Below are 25,083 nucleotides of genomic sequence, written 5' to 3' on the forward strand. Positions count from 1 at the left end.
AGCCAGACGATGAACGCCTATCTCAGCGATCAACCGGTACGTCTCTCGCCGCTGCGCGACGAACAGGGCAACCAGCCGCGCTTCGGCCTGCTGCTGGAGCCCGGCCGCCCCGGCATGCACGTCGGCGAGCTGCCGGCGCAGTGGCTCAAGGGCCTGGCTCGCAGCCACCACCTGCTGCTCCTGCGCGGCTTCGCCGCCTTCGCCGACGCCGAGAGCCTGACCCGCTACTGCCACGACTTCGGCGAAGTCATGCTGTGGCCGTTCGGCGCGGTGCTCGAGCTGGTGGAACAGGAAGGCGCCGAGGACCACATCTTCGCCAACAACTACGTGCCGCTGCACTGGGACGGCATGTACCTGGAGACGGTCCCGGAATTCCAGGTGTTCCACTGTGTCGACGCGCCCGGCGACAGCGACGGCGGCCGCACCACCTTCAGCTCGACCCCGGCGGCGCTGCAACTGGCCGACAGTAGCGAGCTGGAAGTCTGGCGCCGCGCCAGCGGCCGGTACCAGCGCAGCGCGGCGCACTACAGCAGCCGCTCGGCGGCGCCGATAGTCGAGCGCCACCCGCGCCGCGAATTCCCCATCCTGCGTTTCTGCGAACCGCCGGTCGAGGGCGACGCCAGCTTCATCAACCCCTCCGAGTTCCACTACGACGGCATCGCCCCGGAACAGCGCGGCGAACTGCTCGACAGCCTGCGCCGCTGCCTGTACCACCCACAGGCGCACTACGCCCACCGCTGGCGCAGCGACGACCTGGTGATCGCCGACAACCTGACCCTGTTGCACGGTCGCGAGGCCTTCGCCCACCGCGCGCCGCGCCACCTGCGGCGGGTGCATATCCACGCCGAGCCGGCGCTGCGCAACCCGCACCTGCAGCGCGACTGACCGCCCCGCCGGCCGTGCGCGCCACGGCCGGCGTCCCGACAAGGAACCAGCATGAGCCATTCCGTCCCCAACGCGCTGATGACCGGCGCCGACTATCTCGACAGCCTGCGCGACGGTCGCCAGGTCTACCTCAACGGCGAACGGGTCGCCGACGTCACCCGGCACAGGGCGTTCCGCAACGCCTGCCGCAGCATCGCCGGGCTCTACGACGGCCTCCACGGCGAGCAGCGCGACGTCCTCACCCGGGTCGATGCCCAGGGCCGCCGCAGCCACCGCTTCTTCACCCCCGCGCAGAACGCCGAGGACCTGCTCGGCGCGCGCGAGGCGATCGGCTGCTGGTCGCGCATGACCTACGGCTTCATGGGGCGTACCCCGGACTACAAGGCGGCGTTCATGTCCGGGCTGGAGGCCGGCGCCGGCTTCTACGGCGACTACCGGCAGAACGCCTGCGCCTGGCACCGCGCCTTCGCCGACCGCGGGCTGTTCCTCAACCACGCGATCATCAATCCGCCGCTGGACCGCAGCAAGGCGATCCACGAGATGCGCGACGTGTTCGTCCACGTCGAACGCGAGACCGACCAGGGTATCGTCGTCAGCGGGGCGAAGATGCTCGCCACCGGCAGCGCCATCACCAACGCCACCTTCGTCGCCCCGGTCGCCTCGGCGCAGATGGAGGCCGGCAAGGCCGAGGACTTCGCCCTGGTGTTCTTCGCCCGCATGGACAACCCCGGCCTGCGCCTGATGTGCCGGCCATCCTATGAGGAGCGCGCGAGCAGTCCCTTCGACTATCCGCTGTCCAGCCGCTTCGACGAGAACGACAGCGTGCTGCTGTTCGACAAGGCGCTGATTCCCTGGGAGGACGTCCTGGTCTACCGCGACCTGCGCCGCGCCACCGGCTTCTATGCCGAGTCGGGCTTCGCCAACCTGTACAACTTCCAGTCCGGCATCCGCCTCGGGGTGAAGCTGGAGCTGATGATCGGCCTGCTTTCCCTCGGCGTGCGCGCCAATGGCACCCAGGGCTTCCGCGGGATACAGGCTGCCCTCGGCGAGCTGATCGCCCTGCAGCACCTGCTGCAGGCGCTGACCACCGCCATGGCCCGCGACCCGGAGCGCAACGCCGCCGGGTCGGCGGTGCCGCGCCTGGAGTACGCCAATGCCCTGCGCATCCAGGTGCCGCAGATCTGGAAGCGGGTCCGCGAGCTGCTGGAAAGCGCTCTCGGCGGCGCCCCGCTGGTCACCGTCTCGGGCGCCGCCGACCTGCGCGACGGCGAGGCGCGGCGGCTGGTGGACAGCTACTACCGCGGTGCCGAGCTGGAGCCGGAGCAGCGCCTGAAGCTGTTCAAGCTGATCTGGGACGCCACCGGCAGCGAGTTCGGCGCGCGCCACGCGGTCTATGAGAGCCATTATTCCGGCAATGCCGAGCAGATCCGCCTCGACTCGCTGGCCTGGGCCAGCCGTCGCGGGCACCTGGCCTACTGCGAGGCGATGGTCCAGCGCTGCATGGCCGACTACGACATCCACGGCTGGCTGCGGGGGCCCTGGCAGCATGACTGAGCGCAAACGCTGGCTGGCCGGCTGCCTCTCGGCCCTGCTTTCCCTGCCGCTGGCCGCCGCCGTGCCGGGCCCGGACGCGCCCGCCGACCTGGCGCGCGGCAAGGCGATGGCGCAGAAAATGTGCTCGCGCTGCCACGACGACGACGGCAACGGCGGGCCGCGGCCGAACCGCAGCTACCCGAAGCTCGCCGGGCTCGACCGGGAATACCTGTACAAGCAGATCTACGACCTCAAGACCCAGCGCCGGCGCAACCCGGCCACCAACGGCCGCGGCGAGGAGCTGAGCGCGGCGGACGTGGTCAACGTCTCCGCCTGGTTCGCCGCCCAGCGCATGAGTGCCGGCGAGCAGACCCTGGCCGACCCGAGGCAACGCGAACGCGGCCGCCAGCTCTTCAAGAATGGCCTGGCGCAGCACGGCGTACCGCCCTGCGTCACCTGCCACGGGCCCGCCGCCCAGGGCCTGGCGGCGCTGAAGGCGCCGCGCCTAGCCGGGCAATGGGCGGAATACCTGGCAACCCAGTTGCACGGCTTCCGCGACGGCAAGCGCGGCAACAGCGCGACCATGCGCGCGGTCGCCGGCGGCCTGGAGGATAGCGACATCCAGGCGCTCGCCGGCTACCTGGGCAGCCTGGGGCCGTAGGGCGAATAACCGCTCGCGGTTATCCGCCGCCTATCCCTGGCATCGGCGGCGGATAACGCCGGTGGCGTTATTCGCCCTATCCCCAGGCACGGATGCCCGGCCTCATTCGCTCTGCGCCAGGCGGAACGGCTCGCGACCGAGATGCTCGCGCAGCGACTCGATGAACGCCCTGACCCGCACCGGCATGTAGCGCGCCGAGGGGTACAGGGCATAGATGCCGCCCTGCGGCAGGCGCCAACCGGGCAGCAGCCGGACAAGCCGTCCGCGGGCGATCTCGCGGGCTACCAGGAAGCTCGGCAGCACGCTGACGCCGGCACCGTCGAGCACCAGGCGGTACACCGCCAGGGTGTTGTTCGCCAGCAGGCGCCCTCGGGTCTGTACCGTGGCACGCTCGCGCTGGCGTTCGAAGGTCCAGGTCCAGGGCGTGCTCAGGCGGGTATGGCCGATCCATTCGCAACGCGCCAGGTCGTGCGGCTGGAGCACCGGCGGCAGGCCGGCGAGGTATCCCGGCGTCGCCACGGCAACCTGCTGGAAGTCGCACAGCTTGCTGGCATGCAGGCCGGAGTCGCGCGGCCAGCCGATACGTACTGCGAGATCGATGCGCTGGCCGACCAGATCGCTGAACTGGTCATCGGCCAGCATTTCCACCTGGACCTTGGGAAACTGCCGGATGAACGCCGCGGAAACGCTGCTGATGTGCCACTTGACGAAGTCCTGCGGCGCGGTGATGCGCAACCGGCCACTGGGCTCGCCCTGCAGGTCGCGCACATCGGAGAGCGCGCCGTCCAGCTCGCCGAGCATGCGCTGGGCCACGCCGAACAGCAGTTCGCCGCGATCGGTAAGGGTCATGCGACGGGTGGTACGGGTCAGCAACTGGATCCCGAGGTCGGCCTCCAGGCGTCGCAACTGCTCGCTGAGTAGCGATTTCGACAAGCCCAGGGCCTCCGCCGCGGCGGTGAAGCTGTTGTGTTCGGCGACGGCGACGAAGGCATACAAGTGATTCAGGTTCAGATGATTCAATCGCTCCAGGGCGGCGCTCATCCTGTCATTCCTTAGCCGGGAAGTGGGTCCGGACGGGTCTTGTCGAAAAATCCTGCTGCGACGGAACGGCGGCATTCGACAGGACCCGCAACGATCGGTGAGCGTGATGACGCGACCGGGCGGTCAGGTCGTCGATAAAGACCGCCAGGCGCGCATAAGTTTCAGCGCGCCACCTTCGTATTCCGATAAATGAGAACTGCTTCAGACGGTCGGCCGGGTGCTTTTCATGTCTGCGAAGCTCGCCTGATTGATCGCTTTCTACCGACAAAACCTTCTTAAAGTAGTTTCTTAAGTATTGGACAAACTTCCTTTTTATTTATGGAGATATGGCACATTCATTCCATTCGACATTAATAATTGCAAACCATCATTCGAAACGATTATTCGGTTTTCATGAACAACGTCCTGGCCTCATGCCTGGCTCGGCCCCGGTAGGCGTTTTTTTCCCGTTGACGGGCATCGGCCTTCTGGTATTTTCTGAAACCGGTTTCAAATCCTGGCATCCGCTGGCGAAGACCAGCCGGACACACCAATAAGAACAGCACCAAGAGGTACCAGGTCCGTGAATGGTTCAGTACTGCCCAGCCGTGGCCGCGTCACCATCAACCAGGTGGCCGAGGCCGCCGGCGTCTCCAAGGCCAGCGTGTCGCGCTATATCGGCGGCGACCGCCAGTTGCTCGCCGATGCCACCGCCCGGCGCATCGAGCGCGCCATCGACCAGCTCGACTACCGCCCCAACCAGATGGCCCGAGGCCTCAAGCGCGGGCGCACACGGCTAATCGGAATGCTGGTGGCGGACATCCTCAACCCCTACTCCGTGGCCGTCATGCATGGCGTGGAAACCGCCTGCCGCGAACACGGCTACAGCCTGGTGGTGTGCAATACCGACCGCGACGACGAGCAGGAGCGTCATCACCTGGCCGCCCTGCAGTCCTACAACGTCGAAGGACTGATCGTGAACACCCTCGGCCACCATCCCGGCGAATTGCGCGCCCTGCACCGCGAACTGCCGATGGTGCTGGTGGACCGCCAGTTGGCCGAGCTGGATACCGACCTGGTCGGCCTGGACAACGCCGACGCCGTCGAACAGGCCCTCGACCACCTGCAGCACCGCGGCTTCCGCGACATCCTGCTGGTCACCGAACCGCTCGACGGCACCAGCTCGCGGATCGAGCGGGTCCAGGCCTTCAATGCCTCCATCGGCCGGCGACCGGCGCTCAAGGGCCAGGTCCTGCAAACCGACGACTTCTTCCGCGACGGCCTGCGCGCCTTCCTTTCGGCCAGCGGCCCCGGGCCGAAGGCGCTGTTCACCTGCAACGGCGTCGCCACCCTCTGCGCCACCCGCCAACTGCGCGACCTCGGCTGCCGGCTGTTCGATGAGGTCGGCCTACTGGCCCTGGACGAACTCGACTGGTACCCACTGGTGGGCAGCGGCATCACCGCCCTCGCCCAACCCACCGACGAAATCGGCCGCACCGCCTTCGAGCGCCTCCTGGCGCGACTCGAAGGCGACCGCGAGCCGGCGCGCCGGGTGACCTTCCCGGCGCAACTGATCGTTCGCGGCTCGACCCATCCACGCGGCTAGCGGCCCGCCGCCGGCGCGTTGCCGGCGGCTTTCGCACGGCTTGAAATGAAACCGGTTTCAGAGGATCGCCAATGTCCCTTCACCCCGTCTCCATCAGTCTTTCCAGCTATGGCGCGGACCTCGTTCGCAGTCGCGGCCAGGCCAGCTTCCTGCCCTTGCTGGCGATGGCCGGCGCGCAGCGCGTGGAACTGCGCGAGGAACTCTTCGCCGGCCCGCCGGATACCGAGGCGCTGACCGCCGCCATCCAGTTGCAGGGGCTGGAGTGCGTGTTCTCCTCACCCCTCGAGCTGTGGCGCGAAGACGGCCAGTTGAACCCCGAGCTGGAGCCGACCCTGCGCCGCGCCGAAGCTTGCGGAGCCGGATGGCTCAAGGTCTCGCTCGGCCTTCTGCCGGAACAGCCCGATCTCGCCGCCCTCGGCCGGCGCCTGGCGCGCCACGGCTTGCAACTGCTGGTGGAGAACGACCAGACGCCCCAGGGCGGCCGGATCGAGGTGCTGGAACGCTTCTTCCGCCTCGCCGAACGCCAGCAGCTGAACCTGGCGATGACCTTCGACATCGGCAACTGGCGCTGGCAGGAGCAGGCGGCCGACGAAGCCGCCCTGCGCCTTGGCCGCTATGTCGGCTACGTGCACTGCAAGGCGGTGATCCGCAACCGCGACGGCAAGCTGGTCGCGGTGCCGCCGTCGGCCGCCGACCTGCAGTACTGGCAGCGCCTGCTGCAGCATTTCCCGGAAGGCGTGGCGCGGGCCATCGAATACCCGCTGCAGGGCGACGACCTGCTCAGTCTCAGCCGCCGGCACATCGCCGCCCTCGCCCGCCTCAGCCAGCCCCAGGAGGAACGCCAGCATGGCTGACTTCGAGATCCTCTGCTTCGGCGAGACCATGGCCATGTTCGTCGCCGAACAGCCCGGCGAACTGGACCGGGTCGAGCAGTTCGGCAAGCGCATCGCCGGCGCCGACAGCAACGTCGCCATCGGCCTCGCCCGCCTCGGCTTCGCGGTGGCCTGGCTGAGCCGGGTCGGCGACGACTCGCTCGGCCGCTTCGTACTCGACAGCCTGACCCGCGAGGGCCTCGACTGCCGCTTCGTCGAGGTCGACGCGCAAGCGCCCACCGGGTTCCAGATGAAGTCCCGCGAGGTCGATGGTGCCGACCCGCGGGTCGAGTACTTCCGCCGCGGCTCGGCGGCCAGCCGGCTGGGCCTCGCCCATATCCGCGAAGAAATGCTCGGCGCCCGCCACCTGCACGCCACCGGCATTCCGCCGGCACTCTCGGCGAGTGCCTGCGAACTGTCCCACGAACTGATGCGGCGCATGCGCGGCAAGGGCGCCAGCCTGTCCTTCGACCCCAACCTGCGGCCCTCGCTGTGGCCCAGCGAGCGCCGCATGATCGCCGAGATCAACGCCCTCGCCGCGCATGCCCACTGGGTCCTGCCGGGCCTGGAGGAAGGCCGCCTGCTCAGCGGCTGGCAGGAACCCGCGGATATCGCCGCGTTCTACCTGGACATGGGCGTCGACGCGGTGGCGATCAAGCTCGGCCCGAGCGGCGCCTACTATCGCGATGCCCACGGCGAAGGGCTGGTCCCCGGCGTGCCGGTGGCGACCGTGGTGGACACCGTGGGCGCCGGCGACGGCTTCGCGGTCGGGGTGGTCAGCGCGCTGCTGGAAGGCCTGCCGCTGCCCGACGCGGTGGCGCGCGGCAACTGGATCGGCAGCCGCGCGGTACAGGTCCGCGGCGACATGGAGGGGCTGCCGAAACGCAGCCAACTGCTCGACCGCGAGCGCCGCAGGAGCGCCTGAACCCGCCGCCCACACGGCACCTGTTGCGACAAGAACAAGACAAGCTCAGGAGATACCCGACCATGACCATGCCTCGCCTCGCCAGCAGCCGCTGGTGGTACATCATGCCGATCGTTTTCGTCACCTACAGCCTGGCCTACCTGGACCGCGCCAACTACGGCTTCGCCGCCGCCTCCGGGATGGCCGACGACCTGCGGATCACTCCCGGGCTGTCCTCGCTGCTGGGCGCGCTGTTCTTCCTCGGTTACTTCTTCTTCCAGGTGCCGGGGGCGATCTACGCGGAAAAGCGCAGCGTCAAGAAGCTGATCTTCGTCAGCCTGATCCTCTGGGGCGGACTGGCCACCCTGACCGGGATGGTCGCCAACGTCTATCTGCTGATCGGCATCCGCTTCCTCCTCGGCGTGGTCGAGGCGGCGGTGATGCCAGCGATGCTGGTCTACCTCTGCCACTGGTTCACCCGCGCCGAGCGCTCGCGGGCGAACACCTTCCTGATCCTCGGCAACCCGGTGACCATCCTCTGGATGTCGGTGGTCTCCGGCTACCTGGTGGAGCATTTCAGCTGGCGCTGGATGTTCATCATCGAAGGCCTGCCGGCGGTGATCTGGGCCTTCATCTGGTGGCGCCTGGTGGATGACCGCCCGCGCCAGGCCGCCTGGCTGAGCGGCTCGGAAAAACGCGACCTGGAAGACGCCCTGGCCGCCGAGCAGCAGGGCATCAAGCCAGTGAAGAACTACCGCGAGGCGTTCCGTTCGCCAAAGGTCATCGTCCTCTCGCTGCAGTACTTCTGTTGGAGCATCGGCGTCTATGGCTTCGTCCTCTGGCTGCCGTCGATCCTCAAGCACGGCGCCAACATCGACATCATAGAAGCCGGCTGGCTGTCGGCGCTGCCCTACCTGGCGGCGGTGATCGCCATGCTCGGGGTGTCCTGGGCCTCGGACCGGTTGCAGAAACGCAAGCGTTTCGTCTGGCCGCCGCTGCTCATCGCGTCCATCGCCTTCTACGGTTCCTACGCCCTCGGCAGCGAGCACTTCTGGCTGTCCTACGCCCTGCTGGTGCTGGCCGGGGCCTGCATGTACGCGCCCTACGGACCGTTCTTCGCCATCGTCCCGGAAGTCCTCCCGGCCAACGTCGCCGGCGGCGCCATGGCGCTGATCAACAGCATGGGCGCGCTGGGCTCGTTCTCCGGCTCCTGGCTGGTCGGCTACCTGAACGGCATCACCGGCGGGCCCGGGGCTTCCTATCTGTTCATGAGCGGAGCGCTGCTGCTGTCGGTGCTGCTCACCGTGTTCCTCAACCCGCACGCCGACAAGCGCGAGCCCGATGCCGCTCGCGCGCACGCCTCGCGGCGGGCGGCGCCGGCCCACCCCTGACCGACTCCGGAGCATCCGATGAAGAAAGTGGTTCTCTACAAACGTCTCTCCGCGCCCCTGATGGAACGCCTGCGCGAACGGGTCGAGGTGCTCCTGGTCGAGGAGCCCGGCCGCGACGGCCTGGCCCGCCTGCGCGACGCCCTGCCCGAGGCCCACGGCCTGCTCGGCGCCAGCCTGCGCCTGGACGCCGGACTGCTCGACCTGGCACCGCGACTGGAAGCCATCGCCAGCGTCTCGGTGGGCGTCGACAACTATGACATCGACTACCTCGACCGCCGCGGCATCCTCCTCAGCAATACCCCCGACGTGCTCACCGAGACCACCGCCGACACCGGCTTCGCGCTGATCCTGGCGACAGCCCGGCGGGTAGTGGAACTGGCCGGCTGGGTGCGCGCCGGGGAATGGAAGAAGAGCGTCGGCGCCGCCCAGTTCGGTACCGACGTGCATGGCAAGACCCTCGGTATCGTCGGCATGGGCCGCATCGGCGAGGCCCTGGCCCGGCGCGGGCACCACGGCTTCGGCATGCGCGTGCTGTACCACAGCCATAGCCCGAAGCCCCACGTCGAAGAACGCTACGCAGCGAGCTACCGCCCCCTCGACGCGCTGCTCGAGGAATCCGACTTCGTCTGCCTGACCCTGCCGCTGACCGCCGCCACCGAAGGCCTGATCGGTGCCGAGCAGTTCGCCCGGATGCGCCCGCAGGCGATCTTCATCAACATCTCCCGTGGCCGGGTGGTCGACGAGGCGGCCCTGATCGAGGCCCTGGCCCAGCGGCGGATCCGCGCCGCCGGCCTCGACGTGTTCGAGCGCGAGCCGCTGTCTCCCGACTCGCCGCTGCTGCGCCTGCCGAACGTGGTGGCCACTCCGCACATCGGCTCGGCCACCGAGGAAACCCGCGAAGCCATGGCCCGCTGCGCGGTAGACAACCTGCTGGCCGCCCTCGCCGGCGAGCGGCCGCTGAACCTGGTCAATCCTTCGGCCTGGGCGCGACGGCGAGGCGCCTGAAGGCCGCGCCGGGCCGACGCCCGGCGCGCCGTTCTGCTTCACTTGCCGGTATTGGCCTGCCTGAATCCTTGCTGAAACGTTTTTTCAACGTGACACATGAACTTATAATTAGCCTGCTAATCATTATCAGAAAGACGAAACCGTGATGATCCAGAGAGGACCCCACCATGCCCGATGACAAGGCCGTCAACGGCCGCCGCGACTTCCTGCGCAAGACCCTGACCGTGATCCCGGCGGTGACCCTGGCCGGCTATGGCGTCGGCCATGCCATGCAGACGCCCGCCGCCGAGCAGGACAAACCCCGCGAACGCTACCAGCCTCGCTTCTTCACCAACACCGAATGGGCTTTCGTCAACACCGCGGTGGCGCGACTGATCCCCAGCGACGACAACGGCCCCGGCGCCATCGAGGCCGGGGTGCCGGAGTTCATCGACCGACAGATGGAAACCCCCTACGGGCACGGCGCACTCTGGTACATGCAGGGGCCGTTCGTCACCGACGCCGCGCCGGAGTTCGGCCATCAGTTGAAGCTGGTGCCACGCGACATCTACCGGGTCGGCATCGCCGCCCTGGAACGCTGGAGCAAGGCCAACCAGGGCAAGCCGTTCGCCGAGCTGGAGCCGTCGGCGCAGGACGACATCCTGCAACGCCTGGAAGCCGGCCAGATCGACCTGCAGGACCTGCCGGCCAAGCTGCTCTTCGGCCAGTTGCTGCAAAACACCCACGAAGGCTTCTTCTCCGATCCGCAGCACGGCGGCAATCGCGGCCTGGTGGGCTGGAAGCTGGTCGGTTTCCCCGGCGCCCGCGCCGACTTCATGGACTGGGCCGACCGCGGCGAGAAGTATCCCTTCCCGCCGGTGGCGATTTCCGGCGAGAGGGGTTGAACATGGCGACGACACTCAAACCGGTGGACGCGGTGGTGGTCGGCTTCGGCTGGACCGGAGCGATCCTGGCCAAGGAGCTGACCGAGGCCGGGCTCAACGTGGTGGCGCTGGAGCGCGGCGAGAACCGCGATACCTATCCCGACGGCGCCTACCCGAACACCCTCGACGAGCTGACCTACAACACACGCGGCAAGCTGTTCCAGAATCTCTCCAAGAGCACCGTGAGCATCCGCCACGGGATCAACGACACCGCGCTGCCCTACCGTCAGCTCTCCGCCTTCCTTCCCGGCGACGGCGTCGGTGGCGCCGGCCTGCACTGGTCCGGCGTGCATTTCCGGATCATGCCCGAGGAACTGCGCCTGCGCAGCCATTACGAGGAACGCTACGGCAAGAAATTCATCCCCGAAGGCATGACCATCCAGGACTACGGGGTCAGCTACGAAGAGCTGGAGCCGCACTTCGATTTCGCCGAGAAGGTCTTCGGCACCTCCGGCACCGCGCATACGGTCAAGGGCCAGGTGGTCGGCAAGGGCAATCCGTTCGCCGCCGACCGCTCGGACGACTTCCCGCTGCCGGCGCTGCGCCAGGTGTACTCCGCGCAACTGTTCCGCAAGGCCGCCGAGGAACTCGGCCTGCACCCCTACGACCTGCCGGCGGCCAACGCTTCGGGGCCCTGGACCAACCCCTACGGGGTGCAGATGGGGCCGTGCAACTTCTGCGGCTTCTGCAGCGGCTACGCCTGCTACATGTATTCCAAGGCCTCGCCGAACCTGAACATCCTGCCGGCGCTGCGCCAGACCCCGCTGTTCGAACTGCGCGCCAACTGCAACGTGCTCAAGGTCAACCTCGACAGCGACGGCAGGCAGGCCACCGGCGTGACCTACGTCGACGCCCAGGGGCGCGAGATCGTGCAGCCGGCGAAGCTGGTGATCATCAGCGCCTTCCAGTTCCACAACGTGCGCCTGCTGCTGCTCTCCGGCATCGGCAAGCCCTACGACCCGCGCACCGGCGAGGGCGTGGTGGGAAAGAACTTCGCCTACCAGAACATGGCCACCATCAAGGCGTTCTTCGACAAGGACGTGCATACCAACCCCTTCGTAGGCACCGGCGGTGGCGGCGTGGCGGTGGACGACTTCAACGCCGACAACTTCGACCACGGACCGCTGGGCTTCGTCGGCGGCTCGCCGATGTGGGTCAACCAGGCCGGCTCCAAGCCGATCGGCGGCCTCGCCGTGCCGCCCGGCACGCCGAGCTGGGGTAGCGGCTGGAAACAGGCGGTCAAGGACGCCTACACGCACACCGTGTCGATGGACGCCCACGGCAGCAACATGACCTACCGCGACAACTACCTCGACCTCGACCCGACCTACAAGGACGCCTACGGCCAGCCACTGCTGCGCATGACCTTCGACTGGAAGGACAACGAGATCCGCATGAGCCGCTACGTCACCGAGCACATGCGCAAGATCGCCGAAGCGATGAACCCGAAGGCCATCTCGGTGAACGTCAAGAACTTCGGCGACCACTTCAATACACGGGTCTACCAGACCACCCACCTGCTCGGCGGGGCGATCATGGGCAGCGATCCGAAGACCAGCGTGCTCAACCGCTACCTGCAGAGCTGGGACGTGCACAACGTCTTCGTCATGGGCGCCTCGGCCTTCCCCCAGGGCACCGGCTACAACCCCACTGGGCTGGTGGCGGCGCTGGCCTACTGGTCGGCCAAGGCGATCCGCGAGCAATACCTGAAGAACCCCGGTCCGCTGGTGCAGGCATGAGGAGCGCAACGATGAAACCGACAGCCTTCCTCGCCCTCTCCGCCCTCGCCTGCGGCATCGCCCAGGCCGCCGCAGCGCCGGACCCGGCCCTGGTCAGGCAGGGTGAATACCTGGCCCGCGCCGGCGATTGCGTGGCCTGCCACACCGCCAGGGACGGCAAGCCGTTCGCCGGGGGCCTGCCGATGGAAACGCCGATCGGCGCGGTGTACTCGACCAACATCACCCCGGACCGCAAGACCGGCATCGGCGACTACAGCTTCGAGGACTTCGACCGTGCCGTGCGCCACGGCGTGGCCAGGTCCGGCGACACGCTCTACCCGGCGATGCCCTACCCGTCCTACGCGCGAGTCAGCGAAGCGGACATGCGCGCCCTCTACGCCTACTTCATGCATGGCGTGGAGCCGGTGGAGCAGCCCAACAAGGCCAGCGACATCCCTTGGCCGCTGTCGATGCGCTGGCCGCTGGCATTCTGGCGCTGGACCTTCGCTCCCGAGGTGAAGGACTTCCAGGCCGCCGCCGGGCAGGACCCGGTGCTGGCGCGCGGCGCCTACCTGGTCGAAGGCCTTGGCCACTGTGGCGCCTGCCATACCCCGCGTGGGCTGGGCATGCAGGAGAAGGCCCTGGCGGCGAGCGATGGCGCGGCCTACCTGTCCGGCAGCGCGCCGCTGGAGAACTGGATCGCCAAGAGCCTGCGCGGCGACCACCGGACCGGACTGGGCAGCTGGAGCGAAGCCGACCTGGTCAGCTTCCTGCGTACCGGCCGCAGCGAGCGCAGCGCGGTGTTCGGCGGCATGTCCGACGTGGTGGTGCACAGCATGCAGTACATGACCGACGCCGACCTCACCGCCATCGCCCGCTACCTCAAGTCGCTGCCGCCGGCGGACCCCGCCGACCAGCCGCACGTCTACGATGAGAGCGTAGCCCAGGCACTGTTCCACGGCGACGACAGCAAGACCGGCGCGGCGCTCTACGTCGACAACTGCGGGGCCTGCCACCGCACCGACGGCAAGGGCTATGCGCGGGTCTTCCCGGCCCTAGCCGGCAACCCGGTAGTGACCGGCAGCGACCCGACCTCCCTGGTGCACATCGTGCTCAAGGGCGGCACCCTGCCGGCCACCCACCAGGCACCGTCGAGCTTCACCATGCCGCCGTTCGGCTGGCGGATGAACGACCAGGAGATCGCCGACGTGGTCAACTTCATCCGCACCAGCTGGGGCAACCAGGCGCCAAGCGTCAGCGTCGACGAGGTCAGGCGCCTGCGCAAGGACACCGGCGCGGCGGCGGTGGGCGACATTCCGCCGCCGGGATCGGCCGCGGCGGATCGCGGCTGAGCGCCAGGCCTGCCATTCCAGCCCCTCTCCCGCTCGCGGGAGAGGGTTGCCATACCAGGCACGGCCACCCCTTCACTCATCTCCCAATCGCACATGCCGCCCCAGCTCGTCGAACAACGCGACCACCGAGCGCAACGCCCGGCAGTCCGGACGGGTCAGCAGCCACAGGGCGCTGGCGCAGCCCTCGAGGTCGGCGTCCAGTACCCGCAGGCCGTCGCCGTCGCGTAGCAGGTAGGCAGGGATCGCCGCCAGGCCGAGGCCGGCGCGGGCCATCTCGGCGACCGCCAGCACGCCGTTGCAGCGGTAGGCCGGCAGCACCCCGGGATAGTGTCGACGACGCCAGACCACGCTCGGGTGGTCGGGAAGGAAATCGTCCGGGGCGATCCAGTGCAGCATGGCGGGCTCCGTCGCGTCGCGGCCCTCCAGGTAGCGTTCGCTGGCGCAGAGCACGTAGCGCACCTCGCCGAGGTTGCGCCCGACCAGGTGTTCCGGCGGCGTGCGGGTCATGCGCAGGGCGATGTCGGCGTCGCGCCGGCTGAGGTTGGCAAAGTCGTTGGAGGTCGCCAGCTCCAGTTGCAGGGCCGGATAGCCAGGCATGAAGCGCGCCAGCGCCGGCAGCAGCAGGCCATGCAGGACGGCGTCGGAGCAGGTCAGGCGCACGGTACCGCTGAGCACCTCGCGCTCCAGTTCGAGGCCGATGCGCGCCGCCTCCAGCGCCTGTTCCGCCAGTTCCGCCTGCTGCGCCAGGCGGCGGGCGGTCTGGTTCGCCAGGTAGCCGCTGCGGCTCTTGTCGAACAACGCCTTGCCGAGGTTCTTCTCCAGCCGGCGGATGGCCCGGAAAACCGTCGACACATCGACCCTGAGCAACTCCGCGGCCCGCGCCAGGCTACCGCCGCGAACCAGGGCGAGGACCAGGGCAAGATCGGCATGGTCCAGGCGATATTGCAGCGGTGCATTCATCTTTTGCATTGGCGCCGATATCGAGTGCGGAAACGCAACTATAGAGTGAGCGCCAGGGCCCGCCAACCGGCGTGGCGAAACTGGAGCGAAAACGGATGTCCACCCCTCCCGCGGCGCCGCTGCGCATTGCCCTGGTCGGCGACCACGACCCGCACATCACCACCCACCGGGCGATTCCCCTAGCCCTGCGCCTGGCCGGCGAGGCACTCGGCCTGGAGATCGCATTCGACTGGCTGGCCAGCGACCGCCTGCCCGCCGAGCCGCTATGACGGGTTCTGGTGCGTGCCGGACGCCGACGCGGTGCTGCGCCTGATCGCCCATGCCCGGGGCCGGCGCCGGCCGTTCCTCGGTACCTGCGCCGGCTTCCAGCACACGATCCTCGAGTTCGCCCGCAACGCCCTCGGCTGGCAGGCGGCGACCCATGGCGAGGAGCATCCGCACAGCGACCAGGCGGTGATCGCCGCCCTGCCCTGCGCTCTGCTCGAAGCCCGCGAGGAAGTCCGCCTGCTGCGCGGCTCGCGCCTGGCCCTGGCGTATGCCGCCGACTGGATCGAGGCGGACTACCATTGCCGCTACGCAATCGCCCCGCGCTTCGCCGCGGAACTTACCGGCGGCGCACTGCGGGCCAGCGCCTGGAGCGCCGACGGAGCGATCCGCGCGGTGGAGCTGGAACAGCATCCGTTCTTCGTCGCCACCCTGTTCCAACCCGAGCGGGCAGCCCTGGCCGGCGTCCTGCCGCCACTGCCGAAGGCATTCGTCGAGGCGTGCCGGACGCAGCGCCGCGACCGCCCCCGGCGCGGCCCGACACCTTATTACGCAGTGATCTTCAGCTCCCATCGCAGCGCCGTCGACGACGGCTACGCCGAAGCGGCCGAGCGCATGCTGGAACTGGCCAGCCGCCAGCCGGGCTATCTCGGCGTGGAGTCGGTCCGCGGCACCGACGGTTTCGGCATCACCGTCTCCTACTGGGACAGCGAGGCGGCGATCCGTGCCTGGAGCCGCCACGCGGAGCACCGCGACGCCCAGGCGCGCGGCCGGCGCGACTGGTACGCCGGTTTCAGCATGCGGATCGCCCGGGTCGAACGCGAATACGCCTTCCCGGCTCAGCCGGACACCGCGCAGTCTCCGGCCTCGTCCTGAGCCAGCACCCGGAAGCAGGCCAGGGCCAGCAGCCAGGCCAGCCAGCCGGCGCCGACCGCGACGAGGAAACCGCTGGCGGCGCCGTAGCCCTCCACCACCCAACCGGCCAGCGCCGAGCCCAAGGCCATGCCGATGCCCAGCCCGGTGATGGCCCAGGTCAGGCCTTCGGTGAGGCGCGCCGGGTCCACCGCGCGCTCGACCAGGCCCATGGCCAGGATCATCGTCGGCGCCACGCTGAAGCCGGCCACCAGCACGGTCAGGGCAAGCGCAAGGATGCTCTCCACCCCTAGCAGCGGCATCAGGCTCAGGGCCATCAGCGTAACCATGCAGAGCAGTTGCCGGGAAAGCGCCAGGCGCCAGCGCAGCAGCCCGAACAGCAAACCCGCGAGACATGAGCCGACGGCATAGACCGACAACACCAGGCTTGCCGCAGCCTTGTTGCCGTGCGCCTCGGCGAAGGCCACGCTGACCACTTCCACCGCGCCGAAGATCACCCCGATGGCGGCCAGCACCAGCGCCAGCACGCGTACCGCCGGATAGGCCAGCGCGCTGCCGGCGCGGCGCCGCGGATGGGCATGCAGCGGCGGTTCGGTGCCGCGTTGCAGGCTGAACAGGCTCACCCCGGCGACCAGGAACAGCGTCGCCAGCAGCGGCCCCGCCTCGGCGAACCAGCCGACGCTGAGGCTCACCGCCAGCACCGGCCCGATGATGTAGCACACCTCGTCCATCACCGATTCGAAGGAAAACGCCGTGTGCAGCTTCGGCGAGCCCCGGTACAGCTCGGTCCAGCGCGCCCGTACCATGGCCGGCATGCTCGGCATCGCCCCGGCGAGCAAGGCGAACAGGTAGAGCCAGGCATTCGGCGCTCGATAGTGCGTACACAGCAACAGCGCGCTCATCGCCAGGGCGCTGGCCAGCGCGGCCGGGAGCAGCACCCGGCCCTGGCCGAAGCGGTCCACCAGGCGCGATACCTGCGGCGCGAGCAAGGCATTGCAGAACACGAAGGTGGCCGCCACGGTACCGGCCAGCCAGTAGTCGGCATGCACCTGGGAAAGCATGGTGACGATGCCCAGGCCGGTCATCGACAGGGGCATCCGCGCCAGCAGGCCGGCGGCTGAAAAGCCCTTGGCGCCGGGCGCGGCGAACAGTTCGAGATAGGGGTTGCTCATGGAAAGCCTCGGCTGGCCGGCTCCAGCGGAACCGGCGACGACGAGAGAAGACGAAATTAACATACGCTGCGTATGTCAAAAATCATGGAGACATACGCAGCGTATGTCAATTATCCTGAAGCCCCTTCGCCACCCGGAGACCTCGCATGGCCCGCAAGCCTCGCGCCGAGATGATCGAGGAAACCCGCGCCAAGCTGATCGACGCCGCGCGCCGAGCGTTCGCCGACAACGGCTACGCCGGCGCCTCGATGGACGAACTGACCGCCCGCCAGCGCCGGCCTCACCCGCGGCGCGCTGTATCACCACTTCGGCGACAAGAAAGGCCTGCTGGCCGCGGTGGTGCAGCAGATCGACGACGAGATGAATCTTCGCCTCGGCGCCATCCTGGCTGCCGGCGAGGACCTCTGGAGCGGCTTCCGTGCCTACAACCGGGCCTACCTGGAAATGGCCCTGGAAGCGGAAATCCAGCGCATCGTCCTGCGCGATGCCCCGGCCATCCTCGGCAGCCCCAGCAGCGAGGCCAGCCAACTGCGCTGCCTAAGCTCGATGACCGGGCAACTGCGCGAACTGATGGACAGCGGGCGGGTCCGCCGCACCGACGCCGAGGCCCTGGCCTGGCTGCTCAACGGCGCGCTGGTGGACGCCGCCCTGCGTATCGCCAACGCCGAACACCCGCCGGAGAGCCTGGCCAGGGCCTGCCAGGCCCTGGACGTGCTGCTCGACGGCCTGCTCATGGAGTGAAAAGCCAATGGACTACCGCATCAGAACCAGCCGCGACGAGGACGCCGCGCTGCTCCCGGCCATCGAGCGCTCAGCCGGGGAAAGCTTCCGCCTGCTGCCCGAGCTGGCCTGGATCGCCGACGCCGGGGTCGCCGGGGTGGACTTCCATCGCCGCCTGATCGAGCGCGGCAGCCACTGGCTGGCGGAAGACGCCGATGGCCAGCCGGTCGGTTTCCTCGCCGCCGAACGCTGCGCCGACGAGTTGCACATCGCCGAGTTGTCCATCGCCCAGGCCCACCAGCAACAGGGCCTGGGCCGCCGCCTGCTGGAGCGCGCGGTGACCTACGCCCACGCCAGCCACTGCCGGGCGCTGACCCTGACGACCTTCTGCGACGTGCCCTGGAACGCGCCGTTCTACGCACGCCTGGGCTTCCAGCGGCTGACCTGGCAGGAAGCCGGCGAGCGCTTGCGCGCGATCCTCGGCCACGAGCAGGAGATCGGCTTCGCCGCCGACAGCCGCTGCGCGATGCGCCTGGTGCTCTAGACGGCGGCAAAGGGCTTGACCGGCGGGTGGCGGGTGACGGTACAGTTGCCAACTGCAACAGGATGTTTCAGCACTGCCCCGGACGGGCTTCCGCTCTCCCTCTTCCCCAGTGTGCCCTTGCATGAGCAGTCAACGCCGAAACTACCGCTTCATCCTTGTCGTCACCCTGTTCGTCCTCGCCTCCCTGGCCGTCTCCGGACGGTTGGTCTATCTCCAGGTCCACGACCACGAATTCCTCGCCGACCAGGGCGACCTCCGCTCGATCCGCGACCTGCCGATCCCGGTCACCCGCGGCATGATCACCGACCGCAACGGCGAGCCGCTGGCGGTATCCACCGAAGTCGCGTCGATCTGGTGCAACCCCAGGGAAATGGCCGCCCACCTCGACGAGGTGCCGCGCCTGGCCGGCGCCCTGCACCGCCCCGCGGCGGCGCTGCTGGCCCAGCTCCAGGCCAACCCGAACAAGCGCTTCCTCTACCTCGAGCGCGGCCTGTCGCCGATCGAGGCCAGCGAGGTGATGGCCCTGGGCATAACGGGGGTACACCAGATCAAGGAATACAAGCGTTTCTACCCCAGTTCCGAGCTGACCGCGCAGTTGATCGGCCTGGTCAACATCGACGGCCGCGGCCAGGAAGGCACCGAACTGGGCTTCAACGACTGGCTGAGCGGCAAGGACGGGGTACGCGAGGTGGCGATCAACCCGCGCGGCTCGCTGGTCAACAGCATCAAGGTGCTGAAGACGCCCAAGGCCAGCCAGGACGTGGCCCTGAGCATCGACCTGCGACTACAGTTCATCGCCTACAAGGCGCTGGAAAAGGCCGTGCTCAAGTTCGGCGCGCACTCCGGCTCGGCGGTCCTGGTGAACCCGAAGAGCGGGCAGATCCTGGCGATGGCCAACTTCCCCTCCTACAACCCGAACAACCGCGCCAGCTTCGCCCCGGCCTTCATGCGCAACCGCACCCTCACCGATACCTTCGAGCCGGGCTCGGTGATCAAGCCGTTCAGCATGTCGGCGGCGCTGGCCTCCGGCAAGTTCGACGAGAACAGTCAAGTCAGCGTGGCACCGGGCTGGATGACCATCGACGGGCACACCATCCACGACGTCGCCCGGCGCGACGTACTGACCATGACCGGAGTGCTGATCAACTCCTCGAACATCGGCATGAGCAAGGTCGCCCTGCAGATCGGACCCAAGCCGATCCTCGAACAGCTCGGCCGGGTCGGTTTCGGCGCGCCGCTGTCGCTGGGCTTCCCCGGCGAGAACCCGGGCTACCTGCCGTTCCACGAGAAATGGTCGAACATCGCCACCGCCAGCATGTCGTTCGGCTACAGCCTGGCGGTGAACACCGCCGAGCTGGCCCAGGCCTACTCGGTGTTCGCCAACGACGGCAAGCTGGTGCCGCTCAGCCTGCTCCGCGACAACCCGCAGAACCAGGTGCGCCAGGCGATGGACCCGCAGATCGCACGGCGCATCCGGGCGATGCTGCAAACCGTGGTGGAAGACCCGAAGGGCGTGGTCCGCGCCCGCGTGCCGGGCTACCACGTGGCGGGCAAGAGCGGCACCGCGCGCAAGGCCTCGGGCCGGGGCTACGCGGACAAGTCCTACCGTTCGCTGTTCGTCGGCATGGCGCCGGCGTCCGACCCGCAACTGGTGCTGGCGGTGATGATCGATTCGCCGACCAGGATCGGCTACTTCGGCGGCCTGGTCTCGGCGCCCACCTTCAGCGACATCATGGCCGGATCGCTACGCGCCCTGGCGATCCCGCCGGACAACCTGCAGGACAGCCCGGCCGTCGCCGACCGCCAGCACCACGGCTGACCGCTGCCTAGCCGTCGTGCTCGCGGCCCTCGGCGTCCAGCCAGTGCGCTCCCGGCCCCTCGGCGGAAAGCTGGTCGCCGGGGTTGCGCAACGGGCAGGCCTGGAGCGACAGGCAGCCGCAACCGATGCAGCCGTCCAGTTGGTCGCGCAACAGCAGCAGCTTGTCGATGCGCTCGGTGAGATCCTCCTTCCACTGCGCCGACAGGCGCGCCCAGTCCGCCGCGCTAGGGCTACGCCCCGCCGGCAGGGTCTGCAGGGCGCGAGCGATCTCCGCGAGGGGAATGCCGACCCGCTGGGCGACCTTGATCACCACCACCCGGCGTAGCGTCTCGCGACTGAAGCGCCGCTGGTTGCCGGCGTTGCGCTGGCTGCTGATCAGCCCCTTGGTTTCGTAGAAATGCAGGGCGGAGACCGCCACGCCGGCACGCCTGGCCAGTTCGCCGACGCTCAGTTCACGAGATGCGCAGGAATTCTTCATGATTGGCTTGACCTCAAGTTTGCTTGAGGTTTTACCCTGGGCCGGCCCTCGACACAAGTCACCCGGAGTAACCCGCCATGCTCATCCCCTCCTCCTACTGCTGCACCGACGATCAGTGCCCGGCCGCTAGCGAGCGGTCGCCGTGCTACGCGCAACTCATCGATATCGAGGTGGAACCCGCCAGCCAGTTGTCGCTGGCGCTGGAACAGAACGCGCACCTGCAACGCCTGGAACGCTGCTTCAGGAACTGCCCGGGCTACCTGTCCGCCAGCCTGCACCCCAGCGAGGACGGCCAGCACGTGCTGAACTACACCTGCTGGCGTTCACGCGAGGACTGCGAACGCGCCTGGCAGGCCCGGGAGGACGCGCAAGGCCCGCTGAGCGCGGGCGTCTGGCGGCTGGGGGCGAAAAGCGTGCGTTTCGAGACCTTCCTGGTCGACGCCGAGGGCTGCTGAGCCCGCCGGCGCCGACGGCCCGTCTCAGAAGGACTTCTGCAGGGAGGCCATGTCGATCACGAAGCGATACTTCACGTCGCTGGCCAGCATCCGCTCGTAGGCCTGGTTGATCTGCTGGATCTCGATCATCTCGATGTCGCAGGCGATCCCGTGGGCCGCGCAGAAATCCAGCATTTCCTGGGTCTCGGCGATGCCGCCGATGGCCGAGCCGGCGATCGAGCGGCGTCCCATCACCAGTTGCGCACCGTGCACCGCCGGCTCCAGCGGCTCGAGCAGGCCGACCAGTACGAGGGTGCCGTCGCGCTTGAGGGTCGCCAGATAGGGATTGAGGTCGTGCTGGTGCGGCACGGTGTCCAGGATCAGGTCGAAGCGTCCGGCGACGGCGGCCATCCGCTGTGGGTCGGTGGAAAGGATCACCTGGTCGGCGCCGAGCCGCCGCGCTTCCTCTTCCTTGCCCGGCGAGCGGGTGAACAGGGCCACCTCGGCACCGAGCGCCCTGGCGAACTTCAGGCCCATGTGACCGAGGCCGCCCAGGCCGACCACCGCCACCCGGCTGCCGGGACCGACCTTCCAGTGACGCAGTGGCGAGTAGGACGTGATCCCGGCGCACAGCAGCGGCGCCGCCGCCTTCGGATCGAGCCCCTGGGGAATGCGCAGGACGAACCTGGCCGAGACCACGATGCGCTCCGAGTAGCCGCCGAAGGTCGGCAGGCCGTCGTGGCGGTCGCGGCCGTTGTAGGTCAGGGTCGGGTATTCCGCGCAATACTGCTCCAGGCCCTCGGAGCAGGCGGCGCAGTGCCGGCAGGAGTCGACCATGCAGCCGACGCCGACCAGTTCGCCGACCGCGAAACCGCTCACCGCCTCGCCGACGCTGGCGACCCGGCCGATGATCTCGTGGCCCGGCACCAGCGGGTACAGGCTGTTGTGCCATTCGTTGCGCGCCTGATGGAGGTCCGAGTGGCAGACGCCGCAGTAGAGGATGTCGATCACCAGGTCGTCGGCGCGCGGCGCGCGGCGTTCGAAGCGATGGGCGGTCAGCGGGGTGCTGGCGGACTGGGCGGCGTAGCCGCGGATCTGTAGGGTCATCGGTGTGTCCTCTTCGCAGGATGGCGGGCCGCGACGGCTTGCTGGCGGCGGTCCGTTCGGGGGGCAATTGTTCGCCGGATGGGCGCCGCCGCAGAATGTCCATTCCTGTCGAAGCCTTGCCCATTCGTGCCGATGTTGCGTGCCGCCACTGCCCAGGCGCGCACGGGGTTGCTACGTTTGCCTCCCCTCCTGGAGAAACAGCCAAGGCATGAGCACTACTTCCACCGACATGGCGTCGCTGATCGCCACCCTGCAAGACGAACCGGGTTTCGACGCCACCCGCATCCCCGGGGTTCGCCTGATGCGCGCCGAACAGGCCTATCCGCGCAGCCCGGTGTTCTATGAGCCGCGCATCTGCATCCTCGCCCAGGGCCAGAAGATCGGTTTCCTCGGCGGCGAAACCTACCGCTACGACGCCGAACGCTACCTGGTGATGTCGGTGCCCCTGCCGTTCGAATGCGAAACCCACGCCTCCGCCGCCGAACCCTTGCTGGGAGTGAGCGTCGACGTGGATATCGGCACCTTGAAGGAACTGCTGCTACAGATGGAAGAGGCTCCCGGCAGCGACGACGACAATGAGCTGGCACCCAGCGCGCCGATGGCTTCGGTACCGCTGGACGCGGGGATGGCCGATGCGGTGATGCGCCTGCTGGGCTGCCTGCAGAGCCCGCTGGACAGCCATATCCTCGGCCCGCAACTGGTCCGCGAGATCATCTTCCGCGCCCTGCGCAGCGAGCAGGGCAACGCCCTGCGTGCGGTGGCCGGCCGGCACAGCGGCTACGGGCGCATGGCCAGGGCCCTGCGGCGCATCCACACCGACTACGCCAGTGCGCTGGACATCGACACCCTGGCTCGCGAGGCGAACATGAGCGTGTCGACCTTCCACCACAACTTCAAGGCGATGACCTTCACCTCGCCCCTCCAGTACCTGAAGAGCGTGCGCCTGTACAAGGCCTGGAGCCTGATGGTGCAGGACGGGCTGAACGCCAGTACCGCCGCCAACCAGGTCGGCTACGAGAGTCCCTCGCAGTTCAGCCGCGAGTTCAAGCGCTACTTCGGGCGCACGCCGAGCGAGGAAGTCCAGGCCGCCCGCCGCTAGCCGGCGGGAGCGGGGGCGCTTGCAATACATACGGATATCCGTATATTCAGCTTTCCATATATCCAGGAAGGCCCAGCGATGCCCAGCCCCGCCGAAGTGTTCAAGTGCCTGGCCGACGAGACGCGCGTTCGCGCCACCCTGCTGATCGTCGACCAGGGCGAACTGTGCGTCTGCGAACTGATGTGCGCCCTCGCCGACAGCCAGCCGAAGATCAGCCGCCACCTGGCCCAGTTGCGCAGTGCCGGGCTGCTCCTCGACCGTCGCCAGGGCCAGTGGGTGTATTACCGCCTGAACCCTACGCTGCCGGCCTGGATCCACGAAGTCCTGCAAGTGACCCTGCGGGCCAACGGCGACTGGCTGCAAGCCGACGCAGCGCGCCTGCGCGACATGGACGGCCGCCCGCAGCGCGCCTCCGCCTGCTGCCAATAGCGCGAGCCGCCCCATGCTGATCGCCTTCGCCATCTTCCTGTTCACCCTGGTCCTGGTCATCTGGCAGCCCAGGGGCCTCGGCATCGGCTGGAGCGCCAGCATCGGCGCCCTGCTCGCCCTGGCGCTGGGCAGCGTCGCGCCGGGCGACATCCCGACCGTCTGGAACATCGTCTGGAATGCCACCGCCACCTTCATCGCGGTGATCGTCATCAGCCTGCTGCTGGACGAGGCCGGCTTCTTCGAATGGGCCGCGCTGCACGTCGCGCGCTGGGCTGGCGGCGACGGCCGGCGCCTGTTCGCCTTCTGCGTGCTGCTCGGCGCGGCGGTCTCGGCGCTGTTCGCCAACGACGGCGCGGCGCTGATCCTCACGCCCATCGTGATGTCGATGCTGCTGGCCCTGCGCTTCAGCCCGGCGGCGACCCTGGCCTTCGTCATGGCGGCGGGCTTCATCGCCGACAGCGCCAGCCTGCCGCTGGTGGTCTCGAACCTGGTGAACATCGTCTCGGCCGACTACTTCGGGCTCGGCTTCGGCGAGTACGCCGCGGTCATGCTGCCGGTAAACCTGGTGAGCGTCGCGACCTCCCTGCTGGTGCTGTTCCTCTATTTCCGCCGCGACCTGCCGCCGGTCTATGCGCTGGAGCAATTGAAGCCGCCGCGGGCGGCGATCCGCGACCGCGCGACCTTCGTCGTCGGTGGCTGGATGCTGCTGGTCCTGCTCGCCGGGCTGTTCGCCCTGGAGCCGCTGGGCGTCCCCGTCAGCGCGGTGGCCGCGGCCTGTGCGGCACTGCTGCTAGCGGTGGCCGGGCGCGGGCGGGTGATCTCGACCCGGCGGGTGCTGCGCGAAGCGCCCTGGCAGATCGTGGTCTTCTCGCTGGGCATGTACCTGGTGGTCTACGGCCTGAAGAACGCCGGTCTCACCGACCTCCTGGCGCAGCTCCTGAACCGCCTGGCCGAGCACGGCGTATGGGCGGCCGCGCTGGGTACCGGACTGCTTTCCGCCGCCCTCTCGTCGGTAATGAACAACATGCCCAGCGTGCTGCTCGGCGCCCTGTCGATCCAGGCCAGCGACACCGCCGGCGCGGTGCGCGAAGCGATGATCTACGCCAACGTCATCGGCTGCGACCTGGGTCCGAAGATCACCCCTATCGGCAGCCTGGCGACGCTGCTCTGGCTGCACGTGCTGGCGCGCAAAGGCATGCGCATCACCTGGGGCTACTACTTCAGGGTCGGCGCCCTGCTGACCCTGCCGGTCCTGCTGGCGACCCTTTCGGCCCTGGCCCTGCGCCTGGCCATCTGACGGCCGCCGGGACGGCG

At 68.5% G+C, this 25,083-nt stretch carries 22 protein-coding genes and 2 pseudogenes; 19 read left to right on the forward strand and 5 right to left on the reverse strand.

Features of this window, described 5'->3' with window-relative positions; all coding sequences use genetic code 11:
- Positions 1–9 precede the first annotated feature (9 nt).
- The 3 genes from pvcB to pvcD are packed head-to-tail and all read left to right on the forward strand — an operon-like array spanning position 10 to position 3,079.
- Entirely contained in the window at positions 10–885 is an 876-nt protein-coding gene (pvcB, locus tag JHD77_RS20600) for a paerucumarin biosynthesis oxygenase PvcB (RefSeq protein ID WP_019371790.1), read from the forward strand.
- Positions 886–936: 51 nt separating this feature from the next.
- Entirely contained in the window at positions 937–2,439 is a 1,503-nt protein-coding gene (gene pvcC / locus JHD77_RS20605) for a paerucumarin biosynthesis protein PvcC (protein ID WP_003122752.1), read from the forward strand.
- Positions 2,432–3,079, forward strand: coding sequence for a paerucumarin biosynthesis heme-binding protein PvcD (gene pvcD, locus JHD77_RS20610; RefSeq protein WP_191519448.1), 648 nt, complete (start codon positions 2,432–2,434; stop codon positions 3,077–3,079). Before pvcC ends, pvcD begins: the two co-directional genes overlap by 8 nt.
- A gap of 102 nt (positions 3,080–3,181) precedes the next feature.
- Here pvcD and ptxR read toward each other — a convergent pair whose 3' ends face one another.
- The gene (ptxR, locus tag JHD77_RS20615) at positions 3,182–4,120 is read right to left on the reverse strand and encodes an HTH-type transcriptional regulator PtxR (RefSeq protein WP_003089264.1); all 939 of its coding nucleotides are present in this window, start codon (positions 4,118–4,120) and stop codon (positions 3,182–3,184) included.
- A 562-nt stretch (positions 4,121–4,682) separates the two neighbouring features.
- Between ptxR and ptxS the strand changes: the two genes are divergently transcribed.
- From ptxS to JHD77_RS20655, 8 genes are all read left to right on the forward strand, one after another.
- Positions 4,683–5,705: a transcriptional regulator PtxS gene (gene ptxS, locus JHD77_RS20620; protein WP_003113738.1), complete on the forward strand. Its 1,023-nt coding sequence runs from the start codon at positions 4,683–4,685 to the stop codon at positions 5,703–5,705.
- Positions 5,706–5,776: 71 nt separating this feature from the next.
- Positions 5,777–6,559: a sugar phosphate isomerase/epimerase family protein gene (locus JHD77_RS20625; RefSeq protein WP_031631064.1), complete on the forward strand. Its 783-nt coding sequence runs from the start codon at positions 5,777–5,779 to the stop codon at positions 6,557–6,559.
- The gene (locus JHD77_RS20630) at positions 6,552–7,502 is read left to right on the forward strand and encodes a sugar kinase (RefSeq protein WP_003089272.1); all 951 of its coding nucleotides are present in this window, start codon (positions 6,552–6,554) and stop codon (positions 7,500–7,502) included. The genes JHD77_RS20625 and JHD77_RS20630 overlap by 8 nt, the downstream gene beginning before the upstream one ends.
- Before the next feature lie 62 nt (positions 7,503–7,564).
- Complete coding sequence (locus JHD77_RS20635) at positions 7,565–8,872, forward strand: MFS transporter (RefSeq protein ID WP_003113740.1); 1,308 nt, start codon at positions 7,565–7,567, stop codon at positions 8,870–8,872.
- 18 nt (positions 8,873–8,890) lie between these two features.
- Positions 8,891–9,877: a 2-hydroxyacid dehydrogenase gene (locus JHD77_RS20640; protein ID WP_003122747.1), complete on the forward strand. Its 987-nt coding sequence runs from the start codon at positions 8,891–8,893 to the stop codon at positions 9,875–9,877.
- 167 nt (positions 9,878–10,044) lie between these two features.
- The gene (locus tag JHD77_RS20645) at positions 10,045–10,761 is read left to right on the forward strand and encodes a gluconate 2-dehydrogenase subunit 3 family protein (protein ID WP_003122746.1); all 717 of its coding nucleotides are present in this window, start codon (positions 10,045–10,047) and stop codon (positions 10,759–10,761) included.
- 2 nt (positions 10,762–10,763) lie between these two features.
- Positions 10,764–12,539: a GMC family oxidoreductase gene (locus JHD77_RS20650; RefSeq protein ID WP_031756625.1), complete on the forward strand. Its 1,776-nt coding sequence runs from the start codon at positions 10,764–10,766 to the stop codon at positions 12,537–12,539.
- Between the two features lie 11 nt (positions 12,540–12,550).
- Positions 12,551–13,870 carry a cytochrome c gene (locus tag JHD77_RS20655; protein WP_003113742.1) on the forward strand — a complete coding sequence of 440 codons (1,320 nt, stop codon included), beginning with the start codon at positions 12,551–12,553 and terminating at the stop codon, positions 13,868–13,870.
- Positions 13,871–13,942: 72 nt separating this feature from the next.
- On the opposite strand, the gene JHD77_RS20660 is transcribed toward JHD77_RS20655, so the two are convergent.
- A complete protein-coding gene (locus JHD77_RS20660; RefSeq protein ID WP_003089284.1) occupies positions 13,943–14,839 on the reverse strand; it encodes a LysR family transcriptional regulator in 897 nt (298 codons plus the stop codon).
- Positions 14,840–14,925: 86 nt separating this feature from the next.
- Between JHD77_RS20660 and JHD77_RS20665 the strand changes: the two are divergent.
- Positions 14,926–15,970 (forward strand): annotated as a pseudogene (locus JHD77_RS20665) (antibiotic biosynthesis monooxygenase).
- Here the strand turns inward: JHD77_RS20665 and JHD77_RS20675 are convergent.
- A complete protein-coding gene (locus JHD77_RS20675; RefSeq protein WP_003117816.1) occupies positions 15,934–17,139 on the reverse strand; it encodes an MFS transporter in 1,206 nt (401 codons plus the stop codon). The pseudogene JHD77_RS20665 and the gene JHD77_RS20675 overlap by 37 nt on opposite strands.
- 146 nt (positions 17,140–17,285) lie before the next feature.
- Between JHD77_RS20675 and JHD77_RS20680 the strand changes: the two are divergent.
- The 3 genes and pseudogenes from JHD77_RS20680 (at position 17,286) to JHD77_RS20690 (ending at position 20,222) form a co-directional block, all read left to right on the forward strand.
- Positions 17,286–17,880, forward strand: a pseudogene (locus JHD77_RS20680) (TetR/AcrR family transcriptional regulator).
- Between the two features lie 7 nt (positions 17,881–17,887).
- Positions 17,888–18,403 carry a GNAT family N-acetyltransferase gene (locus JHD77_RS20685; protein WP_003089295.1) on the forward strand — a complete coding sequence of 172 codons (516 nt, stop codon included), beginning with the start codon at positions 17,888–17,890 and terminating at the stop codon, positions 18,401–18,403.
- A 121-nt stretch (positions 18,404–18,524) separates the two neighbouring features.
- Positions 18,525–20,222, forward strand: a complete 1,698-nt coding sequence (locus JHD77_RS20690) for a peptidoglycan D,D-transpeptidase FtsI family protein (protein ID WP_003113747.1) — start codon at positions 18,525–18,527, stop codon at positions 20,220–20,222.
- A gap of 7 nt (positions 20,223–20,229) precedes the next feature.
- Here the strand turns inward: JHD77_RS20690 and soxR are convergent, their stop codons facing one another.
- Positions 20,230–20,700, reverse strand: coding sequence for a redox-sensitive transcriptional activator SoxR (gene soxR, locus JHD77_RS20695; RefSeq protein ID WP_003089301.1), 471 nt, complete (start codon positions 20,698–20,700; stop codon positions 20,230–20,232).
- Positions 20,701–20,777: 77 nt separating this feature from the next.
- On the opposite strand from soxR, the gene pumA reads away from it, so the two are divergent.
- On the forward strand, positions 20,778–21,155 hold the full coding sequence (pumA, locus tag JHD77_RS20700; RefSeq protein ID WP_003089304.1) for a monooxygenase PumA: 378 nt from the start codon (positions 20,778–20,780) through the stop codon (positions 21,153–21,155).
- Between the two features lie 24 nt (positions 21,156–21,179).
- Here the strand turns inward: pumA and JHD77_RS20705 are convergent, their stop codons facing one another.
- Complete coding sequence (locus tag JHD77_RS20705) at positions 21,180–22,241, reverse strand: NAD(P)-dependent alcohol dehydrogenase (protein WP_003113749.1); 1,062 nt, start codon at positions 22,239–22,241, stop codon at positions 21,180–21,182.
- A gap of 208 nt (positions 22,242–22,449) precedes the next feature.
- On the opposite strand from JHD77_RS20705, the gene JHD77_RS20710 reads away from it, so the two are divergent.
- The 3 genes from JHD77_RS20710 to JHD77_RS20720 all read left to right on the forward strand — a co-directional run bounded on the left by JHD77_RS20710 (position 22,450) and on the right by JHD77_RS20720 (position 25,066).
- On the forward strand, positions 22,450–23,340 hold the full coding sequence (locus JHD77_RS20710; RefSeq protein WP_003113750.1) for an AraC family transcriptional regulator: 891 nt from the start codon (positions 22,450–22,452) through the stop codon (positions 23,338–23,340).
- A gap of 78 nt (positions 23,341–23,418) precedes the next feature.
- Complete coding sequence (locus JHD77_RS20715; protein WP_003124660.1) at positions 23,419–23,769, forward strand: metalloregulator ArsR/SmtB family transcription factor; 351 nt, start codon at positions 23,419–23,421, stop codon at positions 23,767–23,769.
- A 13-nt stretch (positions 23,770–23,782) separates the two neighbouring features.
- Positions 23,783–25,066 carry an arsenic transporter gene (locus tag JHD77_RS20720; RefSeq protein WP_003122742.1) on the forward strand — a complete coding sequence of 428 codons (1,284 nt, stop codon included), beginning with the start codon at positions 23,783–23,785 and terminating at the stop codon, positions 25,064–25,066.
- Positions 25,067–25,083: the final 17 nt, after the last annotated feature.

The organism is Pseudomonas sp. P20 (assembly GCF_016463925.1).
Lineage (GTDB): Bacteria > Pseudomonadota > Gammaproteobacteria > Pseudomonadales > Pseudomonadaceae > Pseudomonas > Pseudomonas aeruginosa.